14 protein-coding genes and 1 other annotated feature are annotated in these 24,865 nt (G+C 44.1%); of the genes, 4 read left to right on the top strand and 10 right to left on the bottom strand.

All coding sequences use genetic code 11. The features are described 5' to 3' along the window. Nucleotides 1-19: 19 nt before the first annotated feature. The 7 genes from NSS67_RS08680 to NSS67_RS08650 form a co-directional block, all read right to left on the bottom strand. Nucleotides 20-3,442, bottom strand: a complete 3,423-nt coding sequence (locus NSS67_RS08680) for a glycoside hydrolase family 2 TIM barrel-domain containing protein (protein WP_339319179.1) — start codon at nt 3,440-3,442, stop codon at nt 20-22. A 99-nt stretch (nt 3,443-3,541) separates the two neighbouring features. Next, on the bottom strand, nt 3,542-4,366 hold the full coding sequence (locus NSS67_RS08675) for a carbohydrate ABC transporter permease (protein WP_339319178.1): 825 nt from the start codon (nt 4,364-4,366) through the stop codon (nt 3,542-3,544). Nucleotides 4,367-4,427: 61 nt separating this feature from the next. After that, nucleotides 4,428-5,303 (bottom strand): sugar ABC transporter permease, encoded by an 876-nt coding sequence (locus NSS67_RS08670; RefSeq protein WP_339319177.1) that lies wholly within the window; start codon nt 5,301-5,303, stop codon nt 4,428-4,430. A 77-nt stretch (nt 5,304-5,380) separates the two neighbouring features. Beyond that, entirely contained in the window at nt 5,381-6,670 is a 1,290-nt protein-coding gene (locus NSS67_RS08665) for a sugar ABC transporter substrate-binding protein (RefSeq protein ID WP_339319176.1), read from the bottom strand. A 193-nt stretch (nt 6,671-6,863) separates the two neighbouring features. Next, on the bottom strand, nt 6,864-7,901 hold the full coding sequence (locus NSS67_RS08660; protein WP_339319175.1) for a response regulator: 1,038 nt from the start codon (nt 7,899-7,901) through the stop codon (nt 6,864-6,866). A 30-nt stretch (nt 7,902-7,931) separates the two neighbouring features. Next, a complete protein-coding gene (locus NSS67_RS08655) occupies nt 7,932-9,698 on the bottom strand; it encodes a histidine kinase (protein ID WP_339319174.1) in 1,767 nt (588 codons plus the stop codon). A 148-nt stretch (nt 9,699-9,846) separates the two neighbouring features. Beyond that, nucleotides 9,847-11,937, bottom strand: coding sequence for an alpha-glucuronidase family glycosyl hydrolase (locus NSS67_RS08650; RefSeq protein ID WP_339319173.1), 2,091 nt, complete (start codon nt 11,935-11,937; stop codon nt 9,847-9,849). A 124-nt stretch (nt 11,938-12,061) separates the two neighbouring features. Between NSS67_RS08650 and NSS67_RS08645 the strand changes: the two genes are divergently transcribed. The 3 genes from NSS67_RS08645 (at nt 12,062) to NSS67_RS08635 (ending at nt 17,655) form a co-directional block, all read left to right on the top strand. Then, nucleotides 12,062-12,946: an AraC family transcriptional regulator gene (locus NSS67_RS08645; protein ID WP_339319172.1), complete on the top strand. Its 885-nt coding sequence runs from the start codon at nt 12,062-12,064 to the stop codon at nt 12,944-12,946. Between the two features lie 256 nt (nt 12,947-13,202). After that, nucleotides 13,203-14,066, top strand: a complete 864-nt coding sequence (locus NSS67_RS08640) for a type II CAAX endopeptidase family protein (RefSeq protein ID WP_339319171.1) — start codon at nt 13,203-13,205, stop codon at nt 14,064-14,066. A gap of 244 nt (nt 14,067-14,310) precedes the next feature. Continuing rightward, the gene (locus NSS67_RS08635; protein WP_339319170.1) at nt 14,311-17,655 is read left to right on the top strand and encodes a DEAD/DEAH box helicase; all 3,345 of its coding nucleotides are present in this window, start codon (nt 14,311-14,313) and stop codon (nt 17,653-17,655) included. 80 nt (nt 17,656-17,735) lie between these two features. Here NSS67_RS08635 and NSS67_RS08630 read toward each other — a convergent pair whose 3' ends face one another. From NSS67_RS08630 to NSS67_RS08620, 3 genes are all read right to left on the bottom strand, one after another. Then, nucleotides 17,736-19,040 (bottom strand): exosporium glycoprotein BclB-related protein, encoded by a 1,305-nt coding sequence (locus tag NSS67_RS08630; RefSeq protein WP_339319169.1) that lies wholly within the window; start codon nt 19,038-19,040, stop codon nt 17,736-17,738. A gap of 385 nt (nt 19,041-19,425) precedes the next feature. Beyond that, complete coding sequence (locus NSS67_RS08625) at nt 19,426-22,044, bottom strand: collagen-like protein (protein ID WP_339319168.1); 2,619 nt, start codon at nt 22,042-22,044, stop codon at nt 19,426-19,428. Between the two features lie 15 nt (nt 22,045-22,059). Next, entirely contained in the window at nt 22,060-22,419 is a 360-nt protein-coding gene (locus tag NSS67_RS08620; RefSeq protein ID WP_339319167.1) for a hypothetical protein, read from the bottom strand. Nucleotides 22,420-22,687: 268 nt separating this feature from the next. Further along, nucleotides 22,688-22,904, top strand: a binding site (T-box leader). Nucleotides 22,905-22,944: 40 nt separating this feature from the next. Between NSS67_RS08620 and argS the strand changes: the two genes are divergently transcribed. Continuing rightward, entirely contained in the window at nt 22,945-24,810 is a 1,866-nt protein-coding gene (gene argS / locus NSS67_RS08615; protein WP_339319166.1) for an arginine--tRNA ligase, read from the top strand. Nucleotides 24,811-24,865: the final 55 nt, after the last annotated feature.

Raw genomic sequence — 24,865 nt, 5'->3', positions numbered from 1 at the left:
TTATAGTTGAACTGATGAACTAGCATTCGAACCGGAACCAGCCGAAATCGAACTGACTTCCAGGTAGGAAGATAAAAGTTACCATCTGCATCCCTGTCATTTTCTCCAACTCAAATACACGCTCTACATACCCATCTGATTGAGTAAACTCGATCAGTTGATTGCTAGACTCTTCACCCTCTTCGAAGCGAATATGAATGGTATTCTTATCGATCGGTGATCTCCCACAAATGACAAGCTTTGAAGTACCTTTCGTGGTAAAATCCATCTGCTCGAACACAAGGGATACATTATTCCCGATCCCTTCAACACCCTGTTCCGCGATGGTGAATGAGTCACCATAAATACGATCGCAATCTGCAGCCCTGTTCTGCTCGAACGCTCGGTTCTTTTTCACAAATGAAAAGCCTTTAATGTGCACCTTTTTCTGCAATACGAAACAAATAGAGGTAATACCAGTGAGTCTCTTGGATAATTGATAGGTTGCCTCCTGATAAACATTCCATTTCGATTCCTTCTGATAAATAACGTCTGCCAAAAGCTCACTGTTCTCTTCGTCCGGCATGCCTTCCCAAATCTGGAGCGCATAGGGTTCGCTAGTCAATGCGAATAGGGGAATCGATATCAAATCCGAGCCATAAGGTCCAAAATCAATGTCCCGATAAACAACCTGTGTCTCACCATCTCGACTCGTCGCTACGCCTCGTTCATTTCCGTTTCCGACTTCGCCTTTCACCTCGTCATATAGGCCACCAGAAATAAATCCATACGGATCCTTGAAAGCCGTTCCCAAACCACTCGCCGTAAATTCCAACTGAGAAATGAGCTTGGTCTTCTCTGTACCGTTCTTACTCATACAGCGGACGCGGAAATTCCCATCTCCTAATGCCGTGATCTTGGCTTCTTGTCCAAACGATTCGATCCGCGCTAGATTAGATTCGATCCCTGCATCATTTACAATGCTCCACTCCACTTCAGAATAGGAAGTATCTACAGGATAAAGGTTTGCGCTTACGAGCATTTCTCTTCTATTTTCATTAAACTGTTGTCCAGAATGACTTATAATTTCTATTTTTCGCAAAGGAATTTCTTCTGCATTTCCTATCACACATGGCAAATCTAAATTTCTTGTGTTTGCTGAAATGCCTATTCTATGATCTATCATAGGGATCGATTGAAGCTGCAGCTTACTACCTTCTACACCTTTCGATGTAACCTCAAACGTAATCGTACCTACCTCTAAGTCCGCAGCAACAATCGCCATTAGCTTACCGCTGAACAACCGTCTACTCGTACCTTTGTACTGATCATAGTCAGTGCTATCTCCATTATCTAAACCGATCAATCGGCCCGCCCCGCTCACCTGAACCTGAACGCGATTGTTTGCATTCTCAACTGCATGACCGTTCTCATCCTCCATCGTAATTTCGACGAAGATTAAATCTGTGCCGTCGGCAAGGAGCGTAGCCTTATCAGCCTTCAAGCAGATTCGACTCGCGTCTCCGAACGATTTCCTAATGTCTACAGCAATGATTTGTCCAGACTCATCGTAAGCGATTGCTTTGAGCTCGCCTGGTTCATAAGGCATCTTCCACCAACCCGCTAACTGTGTTCCATGCTCATGATCGATATCATAGGTCCCTACAGTCTCACCATTGAATTGCAATTCTATCTTCGGTGCATTCGAGCAGACTCGAACATCGATCATTTGACCTGGATTGAAATCCCAATAGGGAAAAATATGAACCATGGGATTCTTCTTGTAATTCGTCCAAGCTGATTGATAGATATAATAAGAATCCTTCTTAAAGGTCGCTGTATCAATCTGCCCGAAGTACGAGTTCTTCGTATGATACGGCGTAGGTTCACCAATATAGTCAAAGCCGGTCCAGATAAATTGACCCAATGAGAATGCCGCATCTCGCTCTGCGATAATACATGCTTCTGCTGACTTCGCTCCCCAGCTTGTTGCGCTATTGCCTAGCGCAGAGCATTGCTCATCGTCGTCAGCCAGGATGGATTGCTCGAATGGGAAGTGATATATTCCTCTGCTCTGCACAATAGAGGCGGTCTCACTTCCATAGATGATCCAGTCGGGATGCTCCGCGTGATGCTGATGGTAATATTTCTCCGCGTAATTATAGCCTGCCACCTTTACGATATCCGCACATTTCTGGGCATTTTCCCATGGCATATAATTCGATCCAATGGTCACTTTCCCATTGCCTTTTGGATCATATTGAAGCACGGCTTCCATCAGCATGCTCGTAATTTCTTGCCCTCGCTTGTCAGCATGCGTATCATATATTTCATTGCCAATACTCCACATAAACAAGCTTGGATGATTACGATCTCGCATAACCCAGCTCTGCACATCTCTTAACGCCCAATCCTTAAAGAATCTTGCATAATCATACGTGGTCTTTGATCGCTCCCACATATCAAAGGCTTCCGAAACAACAAGCAGACCCATTTCGTCCGCTAAATCCATAAGCTCTGCAGCAGGCATATTATGAGCAGTACGTATCGCATTCACGCCCATGTCCTTTAAGATCTCAAATCTTCTTCGCAATGCAGCAGTATAAAACGCTGATCCCAATGCTCCAAGATCATGATGCTCACAAACCCCGTTAAGCTTAATCTTTACCCCATTAAGAAGCATGCCCTCTTGCGGATCCAGTACAATCGTTCGAAAGCCTACACTCTGTGTTACTTCCTCAATGGTTGAACTCTGATCAGATGCTATATGTTGCAATTCTGTTTTTAGCTGATATAAATGCGGCTCATCCGTGCTCCATAGTAAAGGCTTCTCGACAGATAGCACCTGACATACACGTGAGGTAGCTTGATCTCCAGCAGAAAGCTTCTCTACACAGCTCTTGATCACTCGATCCTTATACAGAATGGTTTGGGAAAGCCACATATCCTCTGTAATGTTCACATCGGTGTTGACCTCCACTCGCCAATCGTCATCCTTTTGTACCGTATGAACATAAATTCCATCTGTCACGATGTGATTACAATCTCTTGTCTTGAGCCATACATTCCGATAGATACCCGCTCCTGAATACCATCTACTATTGGGACTCTCGTGCACGACCTTGACCAGAATTTCGTTCTCTCCCTCTAGAATGGCGTCTGTAATCTCGTACTCAAAGGAAGAATAACCGTATTTCCATTCCCCAATATATTGCTCATTCACATAAAGGGTAGAGTCCATATAAACACCATCAAAGCATAACAATAGCTGATTACCCTTCTTCTCACTTGTAAAGCGCTTTCGATACCAGCCAATGCCGTTCTCATACAAGTCTAGCGTATTATATATCAGCCAATCATGAGGGAGGTCGACAGGCTGAAAATTCAAGGACTTACCATCCGTCACTTCTAAGGTACTCTTCGCAAATTCCCAGCCATCATTAAACAATCTTTTTTGATTCAATATGTATCTTCCTTTCTTCTCATATGATTATGAAACAAAAGGAGGACATCTCGTCTTTTAACTTTCATTAAAAGTAGATATCCTATTTAAAAGCCCATATTATCCTTTTGTTCCTGTAACTGCAATCCCTTCAATAAAGTAACGCTGAGCGAATAGATAGATGATGATCATCGGAATTAATGACATCGTTGTTGCTGCCATGATTAATGGATAGTCCGCACCGTTAACTTGTTGGAAATAGCGAATACCTAATTGAATTGTATATAGCTTTTCCTGACTCAGGTAGATTAGCGGATTGAGAAAATCATTCCACGAGCCAAGCAGTGTAAATATACCCAATGTGACCAATGCCGGCTTCGCAAGAGGCATAATAATCCGCATAAAGATACCAAATTCAGAGCAACCATCAATTCGCGCTGATTCATTCAAATCATCCGGCAGCTGTAGCAAGAACTGACGAAGTAGAAATACGCCATAAGGATTAAATAAGGTTAGCAAGATTAATGCCCAATGCGTATTTACTAGACCTAGGTTCTTCATAATCTCAAATTGAGGAATCATAATAGCTTGCCCTGGAATCATCATCGTTGCGAGAAACAATAAGAACAGCTTGTCATTTCCCGGAAATTTCAATTTTGCAAAGGCATAGGCAGCAAGTGATGCAGATATCAATGTTCCCACCGTAGATAAAATCGTAATCTTGATCGTATTCAGATAAAAGGTAGCAAACGGCACCTTGCGCCATACATCGCCATAATTTGACCACACTGGATCCTTCGGGATCAGCTGCATCGAATTCTGGAAGATCGTTGCTTGCGTCTTTAACGAGGCCGATACCATCCATATGAATGGAAGCACTGTAACAAAAGCGACAAGTAACAGCAATATATATACACACACATTCTTTATAATAGTCTTAGTCATTTTAGGCTTTTTTGGTACATGACTAATGGTCAACTCCACGAGTACACACCCCTTTCTCTAGCTAGTAGGATACCCAACGCTTTTGTGCTTTCGTTTGGATAAGGGTCAGGATCAAGATGATCACAAACAACACATAAGACATGGCCGACGCAGCACCAAAGTGATAGTTCTGGAAGGCTGTATTGTAAATATAGTAAACAAGAACATTCGTCGATCTTCCTGGCCCACCCTGTGTCATGGACATCACCGTATCAAATACTTGGAACGAGTAGATAATCCCTGTCATTACCGTAAAGTAAATTACAGGTGACAAGCCTGGGAGTGTAACATGGATAAATCTCTTAAACCGCCCTGCTCCATCGAGCTCTGCTGCCTCATATAAATGGCGTGGTACTCCCTGCAATCCAGCAAACAGGATCACTGCGTTGTATCCAACGCTTTTCCAAATACTAACCAGCATAATCGCTGGCAGTGCTAATGATGTCGATGCAAGCCATCCCGGCGGATTACCCACTCCAAAAGCTCTCAAAATCGTATTAATAGGCCCATACTGTTCGAACATCGCGGCCCAAATAATCCCGATTGCGATCGCCGCAGTAATATTAGGAAAGAAGTACAACAATCGAAAGCCTTTAATCCCACGAACTTTAAAATTCATCAGCATTGCCAATAAAATGGATAAAACAATGGTAATCGGTACTGTAACAAGTGTGTACAGTAAGTTGTTGACCAACGATATTTTGAACGTTTCATCCGTTAGGAGATCTTTATAATTAGCTAGCCCGATAAACTTGTATGGCTGAAATCCATCCCATTGCGTGAAGCTAAGAATTAGTGTTTTTACAATAGGGTATAGCTTAAATACGATTAATCCAATCAAACTGGGCGCTAGGAATAAGTAGGCAATGCCGTACTTTCTCCAGTTTCTCAAATCCATGGTCTCACCTCGTTGTCTGAAGATCCGACGCGTTAACCCTTCTGATTGAATGCCAGAACTTTTAACGCGTCATTGTGCTATTTCACTTCTTTTTGGATACGACTTTCGATTTTCTTAGTGGTTTCTTCGATGGATTGCTTTTGCAACAAGTAGAGTGAAGCTTCTTCCTTCACAATGCTCAAGCCCTGATTAAATAATGGATCCATTGGGACCTGGCTCAGAACCTTGATCGGATCTACCAATACTTTGGCGTTCGCTGGTGTTGATAACTTCGTTAAATAAGCTTGATTTACTGCGTCTGTTGTCCATGGCGTTAATAGCCCGTTATCCGCAATAATTTTAGCTGCATCTTCAGAAGCGAGGAACTCTGCAAATTTCTTCGCAGCATCAATTTTCTTTGAAGCTTTATTCACCATCACTACCGCGAAGGAGCCTGTTGTCGCTGGCTCTGAATCCTCCCAATGAGGCAACGGAGCAATGTCGTAGTTTACTTTTGTTCCTTTTTGAGCAATTGCATCATTTAGCATTTGAACAGCCCAGTCACCATTCCACATCATAGCGACATTGCCTTGCAAGAAACGACCTGTAAAATCCGCCCCTGCATTCCCTACTAACTCACCAAAAGGCTGCTGTGCTCCCGAAGTGTAGGTTAGATTATAGTTGTACTCAACCGCCTTCATAAAGGTCTTGAGCTCGTCCGCATTTAGGGGGTTATTTGCTCCTTGGATGTTAGCTAGCACCCGCCACCATGTGTTGTCCGCTTGATAACTCATTGAACCGTATACCTTACTCTGACCGCTTCCACTCGTTAGCTTCTTAGCAGCTTGTTCATAATCATCCCATGTCCAAGTGCTATCCGGATAAGTAACACCCGCTTTATCGAATAGATCTTTATTATAAAAAAGTGCCCATTTGCTTGTACGATATGGAAGACCATAAATATGATCGTTATTTTTCAATTGATTAATTGATTCTGAAATGCCGGAGAGAGCACTTGAAGCTGCAACATCATCTAACGGCTCTAGCACCTGCTTCGAAATATATTCTGAGAGATTCGATGTATTCTGTGATGCGAATACATCCATATCCCCTCCACCTGTAGATAAGTTCACAAGCATTTTCTGTACATAATCACTGGATGGAATAAAGTTCGCATTCACTTTAATATTCGGATACTTCTCTTGAAACGCACTAACAATCTTCGTCATATAAGGCTGTTCGTCAGTCCAGTCATAATAGTTAATAGTCACTGCTTTATCGGAGGAATCTTTACTGGATTCTGAATTATTTGATGAACATGCTCCTAGTAGCCCGGCACTGAGAACGATTACAAAAGTACTAATTAATAAAGATTTCATTCGGTTCATGTGTTGTACCCCCGATGTTATATTCGATGTCGCGACCATCTACTTGTATTGTAGTTTGATTCCTATGTTATGAAAACGGTTTAATCTTCGGAAGAGGGAACCATTCTTCGGGTACTCCAAATCTCAAATCAGTCCTAAAAAAACAAACGCCTCCGATATCCTAGGAAGGACGGGAAGCGTGATAGAAGTCAATTTATACCGTATGTAGTAGACTAAGTTGAAGATTTCGATACTCCGTCGGCGTGATGCCCATAAAAAGCTTGAACATTTTACTAAAAGATCTGGGATCTTGATATCCCAAACAATCCGAAATATCATTAATTTTGATTAATGGGTCTGCTAACATGGACTTTGCCTTTTCAATTTTCACACGCGTCACATATTGAATAAACGTTTCCCCACTTTTCTCCTTGAAATATTCACTGAAATAGGTGGGATTGAAGTGCACGAATTCTGCTACTCCGGTCAGTGTTAATTGATCCTGCAGATGTTCGTTAATATGCTCCTTCACCTTCTTGATAATTACGCTATCTGAATTGATATCCTCGCCTTGTTCCCGGATATGAGCCATTCGAATCTTGACCGCATGTTGAAGGTTAGATAAATTACATAAATCATTCGATGAGAATCGTAATTCCTTATCAAAGCCAACAATCCGATGCTTACTAAAGAAGAAGCTCGTAATGCGGACAATCTCGTCAACATATCCTGTGAACGTAATTCGATCACTTAACATAACCTGACCATCTTCGATAACTTGTGAAGCTCGTTCAACATCAAGCGATTCCAGTGCATTCAACAGCTTAAATTCAAACCGCTGCAAATCATTTTGGGATGCCTCCGATCGCGTGCTTATCTTCAGGAAGTCCTGCTTAAACTTTGCTAACGTTGACAGAAAATCCTCATCTTGCACAGGCTTTAGCAAATAATCATAGGCTCGTAAGCGTAACGCATGCTGAACAAGGGAAAATTCATTAAATCCAGTCAAAAAAACAACCGGAACACGAAAGCCTAGTCGAGTTAATTCTTCTAATGTTTGGATTCCATCTAGTTCCGGCATTTTGATATCGCAAAAAATCAAGTCAAACTGAGATTGCTGTATACGTTCGATGGCTTCTTTTCCATTTGCTGCTTCTTCCACGACCATATCCCCGTCACATAATCGCTCGATCATCCGAACAATCCCTTTACGAATCAACCATTCATCATCGACAACCAATAAACGTAACATCCCACTCTACTCCCTTCTGAAAGTAAATGTCTACTGTTCAAGTCGAGGGATTCTGATGTACACCGTCATTCCCTCTCCCTCTCTGTTCATGAATGACAAACCAAATTGCATGCCGTATTCAAGCTGAATCCTGGCGTGTAAATTTTTCAGTCCAATCCCATGATTTGCAAACGTCAGTTCATTGATCTCATTAGCTAGATACGCTTGAAGCAAGGTATATTGCTCTACTGTCATCCCTGTACCGTTATCCTCTACACTGATGAGAATTCCTTCCTCACATGACTGAACAGATATATTAATCCTTCTCAAGTCACGTATTCGATCGAACCCATGGTGGATACAATTCTCAACGACAGGTTGCAGTAGAATAGGTATGGTCTTACAGTTCATAAGGGCTTCATCCAAATGATATTCTATTCTTAAGCCCTCACCTGAGCGGATTTGCTCAATTTTGAGATAATTTTGGACTTGAACAATTTCTTCACGCAAATCCACCTTCGAATTTTGCTTGGTAAGGCTATAACGGAGCATTCCCCCTAGTGCTGTCGTAATATCTACGACTCCCTTCCGATCACCAATTTCTGCGAGAGCACGAATCGCCTCCAAGTTATTGAATAGGAAATGAGGTTGTATTTGAAGCTTAAGGTTATTCAGTTCTGCTTCCTTCTGCTTATACCGTGTTTCAAGTACTTGATTGATTAGCTTATCCATATTTTGTTTCATCTGATTGAACGCTCTGCCGACCGAGCTAATTTCTAAATTTCCGTTAAAAGCTTCATATGACATATTAAAATCGCCCTTTTCCACTCTGCCCATGAGCATACGGAGCGTCTTTAATGGCTTCGTAATCGTGTCAGATAATAAGACGGAAACAATTAGAACAATTAAAAATATGATAGCTGATATCACCATAATGGTTCTCGAGACGATTTGTTTGCCTTGATCCAGTTCAGATTCGGATACAATTCCTGCGATGTTCCACCCTGTATCTTCAGAGTTGATATGATTAACAATCAATTTATCTTGATCCACTGTTATATGCTGCACACCCTCATGTGAAGGTTCAATGCTTGGAATGGCTTGCGCATAATTACTGTTTTTGCTATAAACGACGTTCTGATCCTCGTCCAATACAATGATATTTGAATCTTTTCCCAAGTCTACTGGTTTAAATATGCTCTCAAGCCCCGTGAAGTTTACATCGATAATAATGACACCCAGAATCGGACCATTATAAATCTTGATTGCTCTTGCAACAGAAAATACAGCCTCAGGTCGATTAACAATTCTTGAATCACTCGATTTTGCTATAAACACAACTTTCCCTTTAGCTTCAACCGCTCGCTTATACCAAATCGAATTTTTAAAATCAAACTGATAGTTGATATCTGCGCTATAAATGGAGCTCGAGAAAATCTGTCCATCACTTCGATAAATGGAAACGCTTTGTAAATCCGCCCTTGGATTACGTATCGACTGCGAGAGTAACGCTTGAACTTGATTATAATCCGTGTCGCTAATCTTACCTGACTCCTGCATGATGGATAATATTCGATTATTATAATAAGGGAGAACTGTCATCCTCGTAATTTCATCAAGATAGGTGTTCAAGTGATTATTCACTAAATTTACGGTGTTAGCTACATTGCTCTCGATTCCTTTGGAGATCTGATTGCTATAGATCCAACCTGCTATCACATTTGAAAATATCATTGGAAGAAGTGCTAAGGGTAAAAACGTCATAATTAATCTTTTTTTGATGGTCCAATTTTTCCAATAATTATTGAATAAAAACACGCTGTTCCCCCTATACAAAAAACAATTAACACCTTTGAAATTCAGGTTTATCCTTCCTATTTCAAAGTTTATAAAAGCCCTTACATTATACCACGGGCTATAAATAGAAGAAGTGGCCCATTGGACACACTCCTCCTAGTACTAATGTTTAGTATATGGTGCGTTGACGCTGATCTGGAATACCGCTTTTTCGATAGAAATACGTATTGATGATATCTCTCCACTCGCGAGCATGTAGTGCCTGTTCATGCAGACGGTCTGCCACCTGCTCGTGTCTGCTGTTGTCCATTTTCCCTTCAAGGGATTGCCACTTCACTTTCAATTGATCTGCCTGCTCCACGCCTTCAAAGTGCGTATCATAAATATGTTGGATGACCGTTTGGCCAGAGTGAAGAATATGCGTATACGGTACATGATGGAAGAACAGTAATAGCTCATCCGGGCAAGTAGCTACTGATTCATACAAATCTACATTCGGTCCTTGATACTGACCAACATATCCTGTGCCTGTCTTCATTGTCCGGTCTACGCCAATGCCTTGTAGGTCTGCGAAATGATACGTTCCCCACTTCGAATATTCATAGCCATCCACATTAGGACCATAATGATGATCCGGATTGACCATCCAGCCTACACCTAGCGGCGAAGTATAAGCTTCATAGATATTCCAAGAAGTTAGCAAGATCTCATGGATTGTATCCATTACCTTCTCATCCTCTGAACTGAACGTGAGCATAATCCATTCCTTCGCAATTTGCTCTGCACTTAACTCTGGATTCCAAGCGAGTCGACCGTAACCATACAGATTGGCCTGCGCTAATAAATGTCCTGTCCAATTATGATCATTGCCAATATTTGAAACAGCAGCGAAGCCGCTATATTTATAGCCGTACATAGATCCATCAACAACCCGCTTCACCGATGACCCCGTACCTGCTGCGTGCGTATCAAAATCAAGCACTTCCTTCCACTGCGGAACGAGGTAGCAGACATGACGTTGTTGGCCTGTATATTCCTGCGTAATCTGGAATTCAATCATCATATTGGTGTGCTCCATGGCACCGAACAACGGAGATACACCTTCCCGTACTTGGAAATCCATCGGACCATTCTTCACCTGTAAAATAACATTATCCATGAAGCGTCCATCCAGCGGTTTAAAATGATCATATGCCGCACGTGCACGATCGGTGGAGCGATCCCGCCAATCCTGCTTGCAATTGTAAACAAAGCAACGCCAGATGACGATTCCGCCATAAGGTAATAAAGCTTCAGCCAGCATATTCGAACCCTCAGCATGATCACGATCATAAGTGAATGGACCTGGACGATTCTCTGAATCCGCTTTTACGAGAAAGCCACCGAAATCTGGAATCAGTTTATAGATGTTGGCCGCTTTTGCCTTCCACCATTGGCGTACATCAGGATCTAGTGGATCCGCTGTATTCAACCCGCCGATTTCGATTGGACTAGCATAGTTAATACTTAGGAACAGCTTCACGCCATAGCTACGGAAGATATCAGCAATCTTCGCGATGGCAGGAAGATAACGTTCCGTAATAAACATGGTTTCAAACCGATGTACATTAACATTGTTTATAGCAATCGCATTGATTCCTATCGAAGCGAGCATTCTCGCATAATCTTGCACACGATCAAAATTTTCTGTGATTTCGTTGTCCGAGTAGAATATGGATTTACCCGCATAACCACGCTCGATACTTCCGTCGATGTTATCCCATTGATTCATCATGCGGAGAGTGTTTACTGGATTATCCACCACATCCAACGCTTCGATGGATTGACCTGTTCCAAGTACGCGAAGAAATGCAAATACGCCGTACAGTAATCCCACAGGCGTGGAAGCACCAATTGCAATACAGTTCTTCTCCGTGTTTGTTCTAATGGCATATCCTTCCGGTCCAACCGATGACCTCACAGCCTCGCTAAAGGTATGCGTAATCAGCGGATGATTACTATTAAACGTACCGATGGCAATACAAGCTTGCATATCTTTTTCCTGAGATTCAGTAATAGTAGCATCTATATCAAGCATTCCTTGTATGCCACGTGTTAGTTCTTGGACAGCACTTTCAATCACTGGATGCCCCTGTTCGGAGATCGAGATGTTATAGCACCAAGAAGCATAAAGATCTCTTGTGGTACTCGATTGAATATAAGGATATTCGAGCCAAGCTTTATACCCTGCAGTATGTAATTCTGTCTTTTGTTTTGCCATGATTCGTTGTCCTCCCTAAGTGTAAGCTTTTTTTTACCTAAATGTTGCTAGCTGTGCAATGGTTCTCTTATACTTTTGTAAGTGATCTGTTATTCGCATCCCTACTAATAGGAGGAACACGAGTGTGGCATACCATGAGCAGCAGGACTTACAACCGTTCCATCTCTATTTTGTATATAAAAGAACTAGTACAAATACAGACGACTATCAAGGTACATTCCATGCCCATCAGGGTGTTGAAATTCTTATGGTTCACGAAGGTAAAGGGACGCTGATTATTGATCAGAACAGCTATGAAATAAAGCCAGGGATGATTTGTATTTTCCAGCCGTACCAACTACATCATATTCAAATTGAAATCAACGACGCGGTTCCCTTCGTACGTTCGATCGTGCATTATGAGCCCGCTATTTTCAAAGGTTATTTCGATAAGTGGCCCATCCTGCAAAGCTTTTTTAATCAAATTCATACCGGCAATTTCGCCTCACCTCGATGGTACGAACAGCATGACCTGAAATCACTGTTAGCTCTTCTGAAGGATCTAGATGAAACGCTTCCATCTTTGCACAAAAATGATTATCTGGAGGAGGTCTCATTGTTTCTCATCACGTTTTTACGTGCCTTGAAGCCGCTATGGGATACACAGCATAAGCCGACCTCTACAGAACAATTGCTTCGCAAACCACATCAGGCGGAACGTATCATGGAATGGCTACAACTGCATTACCAGGAACCTTTGCGACTTGATCAGATGAGTAAGGACCTGCATCTTTCACCCCATCATTTATCCCATTTATTCAAAGAATGCACAGGCAGCAGTATTTCTGATTATTTAACGGTCAAAAGAATGCAGGAAGCGGTTCATCTTCTGACTTCAAGTAAATACACGGTCGCGCACATTGCCGAGGAGGTCGGGATCACGAATTGCTCCCATTTCTGCAAATTGTTCAAAACACATTTCGGCACAACCCCTAATCAATTTCGGAAGCAATGGCAAATGCATCATTAAGCCTCAGTAAAACTGCGGAATAACTTAATAAAAATCATATCAAGTTCGATCTTGAGCAGGTACTCGGATCTTGTGCAAAAATACCGTTACTTTGCGGAATAAAATATATAATGACAGAAAAGAGTATCACTCCCGCTTCAATTACGGTTTTAATCATTACATGTAGGAGTTAACAATCAGTTCATATTGTTGATATTCACTTTCTTCTGTAAGGCTTAACCCAGTTACCACAACTTAGGATGAAGGTGGAATTGAAATGATAAAATACTATGAGAATTTTCATTTTGCAGAACGGAAAGGTTTTTTTAGAAACGTTATCTTGAGTATGGTTGCGGCGTTTCTTTTTATACTTTTTGCTGAATTAATTATTGATGGTGCAGGCTCTTTGTTCCCAGATGACATCAATGATCCGATGTGGGTTGTAGGGAATCTTTTAACAGGTATACTAATAATATTGTTTACGATTCTTGGTGCGAGATTGTTATCTAAACGAAATGTTGTACGTCTCGGATTTACCAAAGCAAATTGGCTGCAGAACTACGGAATCGGAACCATCGTTGGGATTCTTATGATCACATTGGTATTCGCAGTCAACTTCGTTACTGGTGCAATTTCAGTTACATATGTTTTTTCATCCACAATGTCTTTACAGATTTTCCTTATGCTTATTATGTTTTTGTTTCAAGGGATGAGTGAAGAGGTTTTGTTCCGTGGGTACCTCTTGCCTGAATTATCAGCGCAAATAGGTAAGGTTCCTGGGATCATCCTTAGTTCTGTTATCTTCACAGTTCTGCATGGAATGAATCCAGGTATTACGTTCCTCTCACTTCTCAATTTATTTATATTTTCAGTTTTGGTATCTATTGTTTTCTATCGAACAGGAAATCTCTGGGTTGTCGGAGCTATTCATACCATGTGGAATTTCTTCCAAGGCGTCATTTATGGAACTCAAGTGAGTGGTAATATGACCCAATCTATATTGATGTCTCACCCGGTAAGTCACCTAAATATTATTAATGGTGGAGACTTTGGATTTGAGGGCGGGCTCGGGACGACAGTGATCTATCTAATCACCATCGCGATCTTCGTTTTGTATCCAGGTAAAAAGAACAATAAGTAATACGTCGAATCCCCTTATAGCAGACAACGTACAAAAGACATCCTCAGGATGAACTAACATGTTGCCTACTGAAGGGGGTTTTTCATATAGATATAGATAAGATGATGCCGATCTGATTCCTGAACATGGCTACCCCACGCTTGTTGTTGCAGCCCTATTTGATGCGCACGCCCGTTCTGTTATCATAAGTACTATATATAATTCGGACTTTTCGAAGAACAAGTTACGAGGAAGGAATAATGTTATGGGCTTTAGTGTAACAGAACGGGTAATTAAGCTGCTGTGCGGCAAGTCTATTTTTGAAAAGGGATTGGCTTATTTCCAGTCTGGTAGTGTCGATATCATTGATATAGAAGAGCGGAATGAATCCATTCCAGATCTGCCCCGGTCTCGTTATGAAGCCGTCGTTCAAGGGGGCATTGGCTATGAAGTTATGGTTGTCATCGATATTGATGGTGATGTTACGGCAGAGTGTACTTGTCCCGCTTACTCCCATGGGGGTCCTTTCTGCAAACACATAGCGGCTGTGCTGATCAGCATTGATGCCCTTGAGACTGCTGGAGATCGACCAGATCATACCAGAACTTCTAGCCTTTCTACTATTGAAGATACCGGAGCCTTAACCCCACGTATGGTTACGGATTCTACGCGAGACATGGGAGGAAGGTCTAGAGATCAGCATCTTGTGAGCAGCCTACTAGGCATGTTCAGCAACCATAGGCCGCGTCCGAGCGGTACTGGAGCTTTTGTGGATAATAGAATTCCGCTAAATGTAGAGTTCATCTGCAAGCCATTCACCTACAGCTACAGCAGCACCATGCTGGGTATAGAAATGAAGGTCGGCTTGAAACGCATATATATCGTTCATAAAATAAGAGGTTTTCTAGAACGCGTACACCGTGGAGAAACCTTCGAATTCTCGAAGCATTTCATCTATGATCCTGCCATTCACAGCTTTCGGAAGGAAGATAATGCCGTTGTTCAGAAGCTTATTGAAATTATCTTAAATGAAAAAATGTATCGCGATAACGTCACTACCTACTCTCCATATGGTGCTAACCTAGGAGGAGATCGCCTGCTGGCTGTCCCTCCTTTTTTCTGGGAGACGCTTCAGCCTGCTCTTTCAGAGGTTTCGTCGGTATATCTGCAATCAGGAGAGATTGTACACGAAGGCATTCATATGTCCAATGAAGCGCCGCCCCTTAGTTTTGCGTTCGAGCAAGCCGAAGGCGAAGGTTACCATCTGGATATTCAAGGGCTTGAGCAGATCACTGTTCTGGAAGACTACGGGCTCGTGCTGTCTGAAGGTACGCTGTTAAAGCTATCTGCTCAGGAATGTATGCGCCTTGCTGAAATGAAGAACATGCTGGATTCCTCCCGGGGAGATGGCATCGATATTGCACCTGAGCAAATGGAGCCTTTTATGGACAAGGTTATTCCTGGTCTAAAAAAACTGGGGAACGTACATATCGCCGACTCCATTGCTGATCGAATTGTTCAACATAAGCTTACAGCGAGACTCTATCTAGACCGTGTGAGAGATCGACTACTCGCCGGGCTGGAGTTCCAGTACGGTGACATTATCATCAATCCTTTAGACGAAAAAGCCCATGTTCGTGGTACGAACTTGATTCTTATCCGCGACGGTGAAGGTGAGGCCCGAATTCTAGAGTTGATGGGGCATGAATCCTTCGCTAAAACCGAAGGCGGCTATATTATGACGGATGAGGATGGCGAGTACGATTTTTTGTATCATACAATTCCGTTGCTTGAACCCTTACTTACGGTATATGCGACCACCGCTGTCAAAGAAAGATTGTTCACGGGGACTACGCCACCAAAAGTGAGTATTAGCTGGAACGAAAAGACCGACTGGCTTGATTTTAAATTCGACATGGGCGGTATCCCTGAATCTGAGATTGTTATGGTCCTAAAATCACTTCAGGATAAACGTAAATACTACCGCTTGCCTAATGGGGCGCTGCTACCACTGGAGAGCGAGGAGCTCCAAGAAATCATCACTTTTATGAACGAGCTGGGCATTCGAGAAGGTGAGATCAAAGGTGCAGCATTTTCTCTGCCGCTTGTTCGTGGATTGCATTTGACCTCCGCAGATGAGAAAAGCGACTCCGTCAAGCTTGGCAGATCCTTCAGGCGGCTTCTGGCGAACATGCGGAGTCCCGAGAATCTTGATTTTCCTATACCAGACAGTTTAGTTCCTGTGCTCCGAGATTATCAGCAGTATGGATTTCAGTGGCTGAAGACGCTGGCCCATTACCGTTTTGGCGGTATTTTAGCAGATGATATGGGACTTGGCAAAACGCTACAGAGCATCGCTTTTCTGCTCTCTGAGCTTCCAGATATCCGCAAGAATGGTTTGCCCGCTCTTATTGTCGCTCCTGCATCACTCACCTACAACTGGCATAATGAGCTTAAAAAGTTCACGCCAGAGATCAAGGCTGTTATTGCAGATGGTAGTTTAACGGAACGCACTCGGATTTTAAAAAACACAGCGAAGGCAGATGTAATCATCACCTCTTACCCGCTGCTCCGCAGAGATGTTCAGTTGTATGCTAAGAAGTCTTTTCATACCCTGATTCTCGATGAAGCACAAACCATAAAGAACCATACTACGCAGACGGCCCAAGCTGTGATGGTTATTCAAGCCCGGCATCGTTTTGCACTTACTGGAACTCCTGTAGAGAACGCGCTGGAGGATCTGTGGTCCATCTTCGGTACCGTGTTCCCCGGGCTGTTTCCGGGCAAGAAGGCTTTCCACGATTTACCGAGAGAAGTAATTGCTAAGCGGGCACGTCCCTTTTTGCTACGGCGCTTAAAGAGTGATGTATTAAAGGAACTTCCTGAGAAAATCGAATCGCTCCAAGCTTGTGAGCTGCTACCTGAGCAGAAGAAGTTATATGTTGCTTATCTCGCCCGTTTGAAAAAAGAGGCGCTAAAACATCTCACCCAGGATAGTTTTGGCAATAATAATCGGATTAAAATCCTTGCTGGTCTCACTCGTCTGCGCCAAATCTGCTGCCACCCGTCTCTATTTGTAGAGGGGTATGAAGGAAGCTCTGCCAAGTTCGAGCAGCTGCTGGAAATCATTGAGGAATGCCGCAGCTCGGGCAAACGAATGCTAGTATTCTCCCAATTCACAGAGATGCTCGGTCTGATTGGACGTGAACTCGGATATCAAGGGATTCCCTATTTTTATCTAGATGGTCAAACACCTGTGTCTCAGCGGGTTGATTTATGTAATCAATTTAATGAAGGAGAGCGAGATATTTTCCTGATCTCCTTAAAAGCTGGTGGGACTGGACTCAACTTAACAGGGGCAGATACTGTAATCCTATACGATCTATGGTGGAATCCTGCCGTCGAGCAGCAAGCCGCGGATCGCGCTCACCGAATCGGGCAGAAAAAAGTAGTGCAAGTTATCCGACTCGTCACCCAAGGCACTGTGGAGGACAAGATGTATGAGCTGCAGCAGAAGAAAAGAAACTTGATCGATGAGGTGATCCAGCCAGGTCAGGAAGGATTTTCTACGCTTACAGAACAAGACATCCGAGAAATTCTGATGATCTAAATAAAGGGATATCCTGTAGCCATGCGGCTTTTGGGATATCCCTATTTTAGTATTACTTACTTATTATCAGTTTCATCATATTATACGATGGTAAGTCCAGCACTAGCGTATCCGGCTACGGTTGTCGCTACGTCAACTCCGTCAATTACTGTAGCAGTAACGACTAATAATAAGCGTTCTCCAAGGGTTACAGGGATACTCAAGCCCGTGGTAGTACCCGAAGTAATCGTACCAAGAGCTAAATTTCCTTGAAGGAAAGGATTTAATGTTACAATCGCCCCAGGTACTGCTGAAAAGATATTATTAGGTGTAGAAGAACTAAATAACCGAACCGCGATTGATACTGTAGAACCTAATAAACTAAGTGCGGCTGTAGTGCTGAAATAGGCCGCCATAGAGGTGATCGTTCCGGTGCGCGGAACTGAAAATGCGAAGTTTAACAAGGTTCCAGCCGCACCTGTAAGATCTATCGTACCACCGGCAACACTTATATTTGTCGCATTACTTCCGAACCCTACGATACTTGAGGTATTCAATAAACCTCCCAATACAGTTGTCATAACTACTGGCAGTCCAGAAGCATAAGGAATAATTGCACCTGAACCAGTTGCTCCTGTGGCTCCGGTTACACCTGCGATTCCCGTGGCTCCGGTTACGCCTGCACTTCCTGTCGCTCCGGTTACGCCTGCACTTCCTGTTGCTCCAGTTACGCCTGCGCTTCCTGTTGCTCCGGTTACACCCGCGCTTCCCGTTGCTCCAGTTACGCCTGCACTTCCCGTTGCTCCAGTTACGCCTGCGCTTCCTGTTGCTCCTGTTGCACCCGCACTTCCTGTTGCTCCGGTTACTCCCGCGGCTCCCGCGATTCCAGTTGCTCCCGTGGCTCCCGCGATTCCAGTTGCTCCCGTGGCTCCCGCGATTCCAGTTGCTCCCGTGGCTCCTGCTGTTCCGGTAGCCCCAGTTTCGCCAGTACTTCCTGCTACTCCGGTCGCACCTGTACTCCCCGCCGCTCCGGCGGCTCCTGTAAATCCTATATTTTCACCATACAATTCAGAGTAGACAAGCCGATGTGCAGTCACTAATTGGCCTGTGCTGCCTTTTCCCCAAACTGAGACTTGAATTGGATCATCTATAAGAGTTGGTGTTATGAAAAAAAATTCGAATGAATCAAAATTTGCATAATAATCTTTCGTTAGCACTTGATTTGGTCCCACAGCATGAAGTTCACTAACATATAGTGTTCTTGTACCATTCATATAATATCCTTCGATTTGAATCATCGACGCAGTGACATCACTCTGATTGACAAGTTTAATAGTAACAAGCTGAGTAGGTCTTTCACCGCTTACCAGATTGTTTTCTATAGGTCCAGTAGATAAATGACTCAATTTCCCAACTCCTCTTTTTTAATAGATAATAAAGGCTCTTAATGTCTAAAAATCAGAAAAAAAGTTAACTATATTCATTCCTCCGATCTGCTCATAATTTTCTGACAATGAGCCTATTAGATTTTTCAGTCTGTATTTTTCGGCTCTTAATAGTAATATTCTTATCTTGATTTAAGGTGTGGACATCCCTCAAAAGCTACTACTATACATACTGAATACGTTTAATAAAAAACTAAATCTAGCATCATTCAAAAAGCTGTAAATCTTAGAAGCATTGTTCCGTTCTGCCCACAACATGTCCCATTAATAAAATAGAGGATAGCTCAAGTAGCCTTACTTACGGCTACCGAGTATCCCCTTTTTTACCATAAACTCAGAGATAAATTTAAGTCAATTCATGGACAGACCAAACTATACCCGCAGTGTTGGCGCCACCTAAATCCAAAGGAATCGTCAAGCCATTTGCTACATAGAACAAGCCAATAACATCACCTGCTGTTAGTGCAAATTCTCCAGTAAGCGTTACAGTTCCACTTCCCAAGATAGCTCTCAAAGTTAATATGAGCGCAACATTCACATCTAGCACAGGAAACAAGCCACTTACCAGATTTGTTGCAGTAGGGGACGTTCTTTGAACTACGAAAGCAGGATTGATCGCACTACCAAGACTAAGCGAGATTGCGGCAGTCGTGGAATAATTGATAGTCGCTTCAATCGAATATCTGCCAGTAGTCGGAATAGTATAATTGCCCCCAACTTCATCGAAACTCGGGCTATCATAAAAAGGCGTTGTTACAGTCCAGCCTGTTATTTGAGAAGATGTGGAAACCGACAATGAAGGTTTAAATGCAGAGAAACCCTCTTGTTGAATGTTCGGCCCTGTAACTCCCGTGGCACCAGTAATACCAGTTACTCCTGTTGCTCCGGTCACTCCAGTTACACCTGTTGCTCCTGTTGCTCCTGTTGCTCCTGTTACTCCAGTCACTCCTGTTACACCCGTTGCTCCTGTCGCTCCAGTCACTCCAGCGGCTCCCGTTGCTCCAGTCACTCCAGCAACTCCTGTCGCTCCGGTCACTCCAGCAACTCCCGTTGCTCCAGTCACTCCATCGGCTCCTGTTGCTCCTGTCACTCCAGCAACTCCTGTCGCTCCGGTCACTCCATCGGCTCCCGTTGCTCCGGTCACTCCAGCAACTCCAGTTGCTCCAGTCACTCCATCGGCTCCTGTTGCTCCAGTCACTCCAACTGCTCCAGTTGCACCAGTCACTCCAGCAACTCCTGTTGCTCCAGTCGATCCTGTTGCTCCTGTCACTCCATCTGCTCCCGTTGCTCCAGTCACTCCAGCAACTCCTGTCGCTCCGGTCACTCCAGCGGCTCCCGTTGCTCCGGTCACTCCAGCGGCTCCCGTTGCTCCGGTCACTCCAGTGGCTCCTGTTGCTCCAGTCACTCCAGCGGCTCCTGTTGCTCCAGTCACTCCAGCGGCTCCAGTTGCACCAGTCACTCCAGCAACTCCTGTTGCTCCAGTCGATCCTGTTGCTCCAGTCACTCCAGCAACTCCTGTCGCTCCGGTCACTCCAGCAACTCCCGTTGCTCCAGTCACTCCATCGGCTCCTGTTGCACCGGTCACTCCAGCAACTCCTGTCGCTCCGGTCACTCCAGCGGCTCCCGTTGCTCCGGTCACTCCAGCAACTCCTGTCGCTCCGGTCACTCCAGCCGCTCCCGTTGCTCCGGTCACTCCATCGGCTCCTGTTGCTCCAGTCACTCCAGTAACTCCTGTTGCTCCAGTCACTCCGTCGACTCCCGTTGCACCGGTCACTCCAGCAACTCCTGTTGCTCCGGTCGCTCCATCGGCTCCTGTTGCTCCAGTCACTCCAGCAACTCCTGTTGCTCCGGTCACTCCAGCCGCTCCTGTTGCTCCAGTCGCACCAGCCGCTCCTGTTGCTCCTGTTGCTCCGGTCACTCCAGCAACTCCTGTCGCTCCAGTCACTCCATCTGCTCCGGTTGCTCCGGTCACTCCAGCAACTCCTGTTGCTCCGGTCACTCCATCGGCTCCTGTTGCTCCAGTCACTCCAGCAACTCCTGTTGCTCCGGTCACTCCATCGGCTCCTGTTGCTCCAGTCACTCCAGCAACTCCTGTCGCTCCGGTCACTCCAACTGCTCCTGTTGCTCCAGTCGCACCAGTTGCTCCCGTTGCTCCGTCCGCTCCCGATACTCCAGGCACTCCGTCCGCTCCTGTTGCTCCGTCGGCTCCTGTTGCGCCCGTTGCTCCCGTTGCACCTGTCGCTCCTCCGGCCGCTCCTGTTGCACCAGTCACTCCATCAGCACCTGTTGCTCCCGTTGCACCAGTCACTCCATCAGCGCCTGTTGCTCCTGTTGCACCAGTCACTCCATCAGCACCTGTTGCTCCCGTTGCACCAGTCACTCCATCAGCGCCTGTTGCTCCCGTTGCACCAGTCACTCCATCAGCGCCTGTTGCTCCCGTTGCACCAGTCACTCCATCAGCGCCTGTTGCTCCTGTTGCACCAGTCACTCCATCAGCACCTGTTGCTCCCGTTGCACCAGTCACTCCATCAGCGCCTGTTGCTCCTGTTGCACCAGTTGCTCCAGTCACTCCATCCGCACCCGTCGCTCCCGTTGCACCAGTTGCCCCTAACGTTGCTCCAAGTAATTCAGAATGGACAAGTCGGTGAGCCGTCACGATTTGACCTACACTATTTTTTCCCCATACTGAAATTTGAATAGGATCATCTAACAAGTCAAAAGTTGTAAATATAAATTCAAATGTATCAAGATTAGCATAATAATCCGTTGTTATGGCTTCATTAGGCATAATGTTAAAAAGCTCACTAACATATAAAGTTCTTGTCCCATCCATATAGTATCCTTGGACGAGAACCGTAGAAGAAGTGACGTCGCTTCGGTTATCAATTTTGATCGTAACATGTTGAGTAGGTCGTATACCTCCCACCATGGTATTATCTATCGGTCCGGTAGATAAATGGCTCAATTTTCCAACACTCCTTTATAGTATTCCTGCATGTTTCTCCCACGCTACTATGCGATGAGGATCTACTAATTCCCCCGAAACCTGTTTTCCCCAGACTGAGATCCCTATTTCCGCTTCAACTTCGTCTAATGTTTCAAACACAAATTCAAATGCATCCAAATCCGCAAAATAGTTTCTAGTTAAAGCCTGATTTGGTGCGAGATTGAACATTTCATTCACGTACATCGTTCTTGATGTATCTAGTAAGAACCCTTGAATAACTAGATGATAAGGATTAAGAGAATCACGATTAACTACTTTTACCGTAACGATTTGCGTCTGTCTGACCCCCAGAATTGGACTATTATCTATAGGTCCAGTTGAAAATAAAGCCATCTTTATTCACTCCTCCCATCCACTGTAAAATTGAAAAATAAAAACTACTATACTAGTTACATATTTCATATCAGTGGTCTTATATAGTAATATTCTGTATTTAAAGTTACGTGTGGACATTTATGCAAAGGAATTGTTGCTTAAGAATACATTCATTGCGTTTGCAATCTACTAATCTGACATGCTAAAAACTCAAGCATTTCCCAGATTTCACTGAGCCCCCCCTATTGCTTTTTTTGAAATATTAGTTATACTAATAAAAATTATTCAAGCATCGATGAGCGGGAGAGTAGTTAACGTGTTCTAGTCCTCAGCGAGCCGGGAAAGTGTAAGCCGGTACAGATCACCTAATGAAGCGCACCCGTGAGATGGACTTCTGAACCCAAGTAAGAAGTCCCGGCTGAAGACCGTTATCCTGTAAGGTGGCTAAACGTCTGTTTAGCAACGAGAGTGGTACCGCGAGCGCTTAAGCCCTCGTCTCTTTTGAGACGAGGGCTTTTTTGTATTTTCAAAGGAGGGTATGAAATGTTAAATCAAATCATTAAAGACGGCATTGAGCAAAGTGTGAAAAGGGTATTCAACACCTTAGAAATTACCTACCCGAACGATGTTGCTATTCTGATCGAGCAGCCCGCTAATTTAGAGCATGGTGATTACTCCTGCAATATTGCTATGCAGCTAGCCAAAACCTTGCGCAAATCCCCTCTCGTCATTGCAGAGTTAGTAAAAGCGGAAATTCAATTACAAGAGAATTATGCAGGGCTCTTACAAAAAGTCGAAGTAGCTGCTCCTGGATTTATTAATTTGTATATGGATTGGCAGGTATGGGCTAAACAATCTTTTGATCTGCCAGACAGCATAGGGGAAAAGGTCATCATCGAGCACACCTCAATCAATCCAAACAAAGCCGCTCATGTAGGTCATCTAAGAAATGCTTGCATCGGCGATGCGCTCGTCAGAATCATGAAAAGAACCGGACATAACGTAGAGGTCCATAACTACGTGGATGATCTGGGAAACCAGCTGGCAGATACAGTCGTTGGTTTATTAAATGTACCTTTAGAGGGTGACCATCAACGGTTCGGAGATTATTGCTGGGATCTTTATGCCAAAGTGAACAAAGAATATGCACGAAATCCAGAGATGACACAGAAGCGCACGGATATGCTGCATGCCCTTGAACAGGGTGGAGGCAATGAGGCGTGGCTGGGCAACCTTGTCGCTGAACGTATTGTGAGAGAACATGTAGAGGAAATGAAGCGTTTCGGTATTCACTATGACCTACTGGTATGGGAGAGCAATATTTTAAAAGAGGGATTTTGGGCAGCCGCAGCTGAGCTATTGAAGCAAACGGCAGTTTTTGTACAGGAGACTGAAGGTAAGCTAGCGGGCTGCTGGGTGCTAAAGCAAGGGACAGAGGTTAGCAATGGAGCGGATTCAGAGGAGCATCAGATGGATAAGGTGCTTGTGCGTTCGAATGGGATTTTGACGTACACGGCCAAAGACATTGCCTATCATCTCTGGAAATTTGGTTTACTGGCCAAAGATTTTACCTACAGTGAATTCTCGTCCGGTTTATGGACCACAGGATTAACTGGAACTCAAGAGCCTTATGGACACGCGGACCGTGTTATTAACGTGATCGATTATAGACAGGAATATCCGCAACAAATGGTTAAGCAGGCTTTAAGCGCACTAGGTTATAACGATCAGGCAGAGAAGCTCCATCATGTAAGTTATGGCGTAGTTTCTCTTAGTCCAGCCTCCGCTGCTGAGCTGGGGATAGATATTTCAGAGGGAAAATCTTCTTATGCCATGTCAGGCCGCCAAGGAATTGGTGTTAAAGTGATCGATTTAGTGAAGCTTATGGAACAGAACATAGAACAATCGCGCTCCGAAAAAGATGGCCTTTCCAGCCACATCATTGCAACTGCTGCCATTCGTTATTATCTACTGCGGTTTAATCTGGGAACCGAAATCGTGTTTGATTTCAAACAGGCTACCGAAATCTCCGGCAATACCGGGGTTTATCTGATGTACACTTATGCGCGTGCTAGCAGTGTTTTGGGAAAATCTACAATCCCATTAATCACAGATGCCTCACAGCTTCAATTCCCACTCGAAATGGAAAAAGCAGAGCTTGCTCTGCTGAGACAGCTTAGTCTCTGGCAGGAGACTTTATATTCTGCAAGTATAGAGTTGACACCGAATATACTCTGCACTTACGCGCATACCTTAGCCACACTCTTCAATAACTTTTATTCTATATGTCCGATTTTAAAAGGTGAGGAGGCTACCATCGCGTTTCGCCTCTGGCTTACTTCGAGATTTAAGGACACTTTAGGTGATGTGCTAGAAGTGCTTGGGTTACCGACACCGAGCCGTATGTAGAAGGTACAGAAAAAAGGGCAATCTCCACGCTTATCGCGGAGATTGCCCTTCAGTA

This window comes from Paenibacillus sp. FSL R10-2734, assembly GCF_037963865.1.
In the GTDB taxonomy this organism is placed as follows: Bacteria; Bacillota; Bacilli; order Paenibacillales; family Paenibacillaceae; genus Paenibacillus_AQ.
The sequence above is the reverse complement of the archived record's forward strand: the minus strand, read 5'-3'. Positions and strand labels throughout refer to the sequence as shown.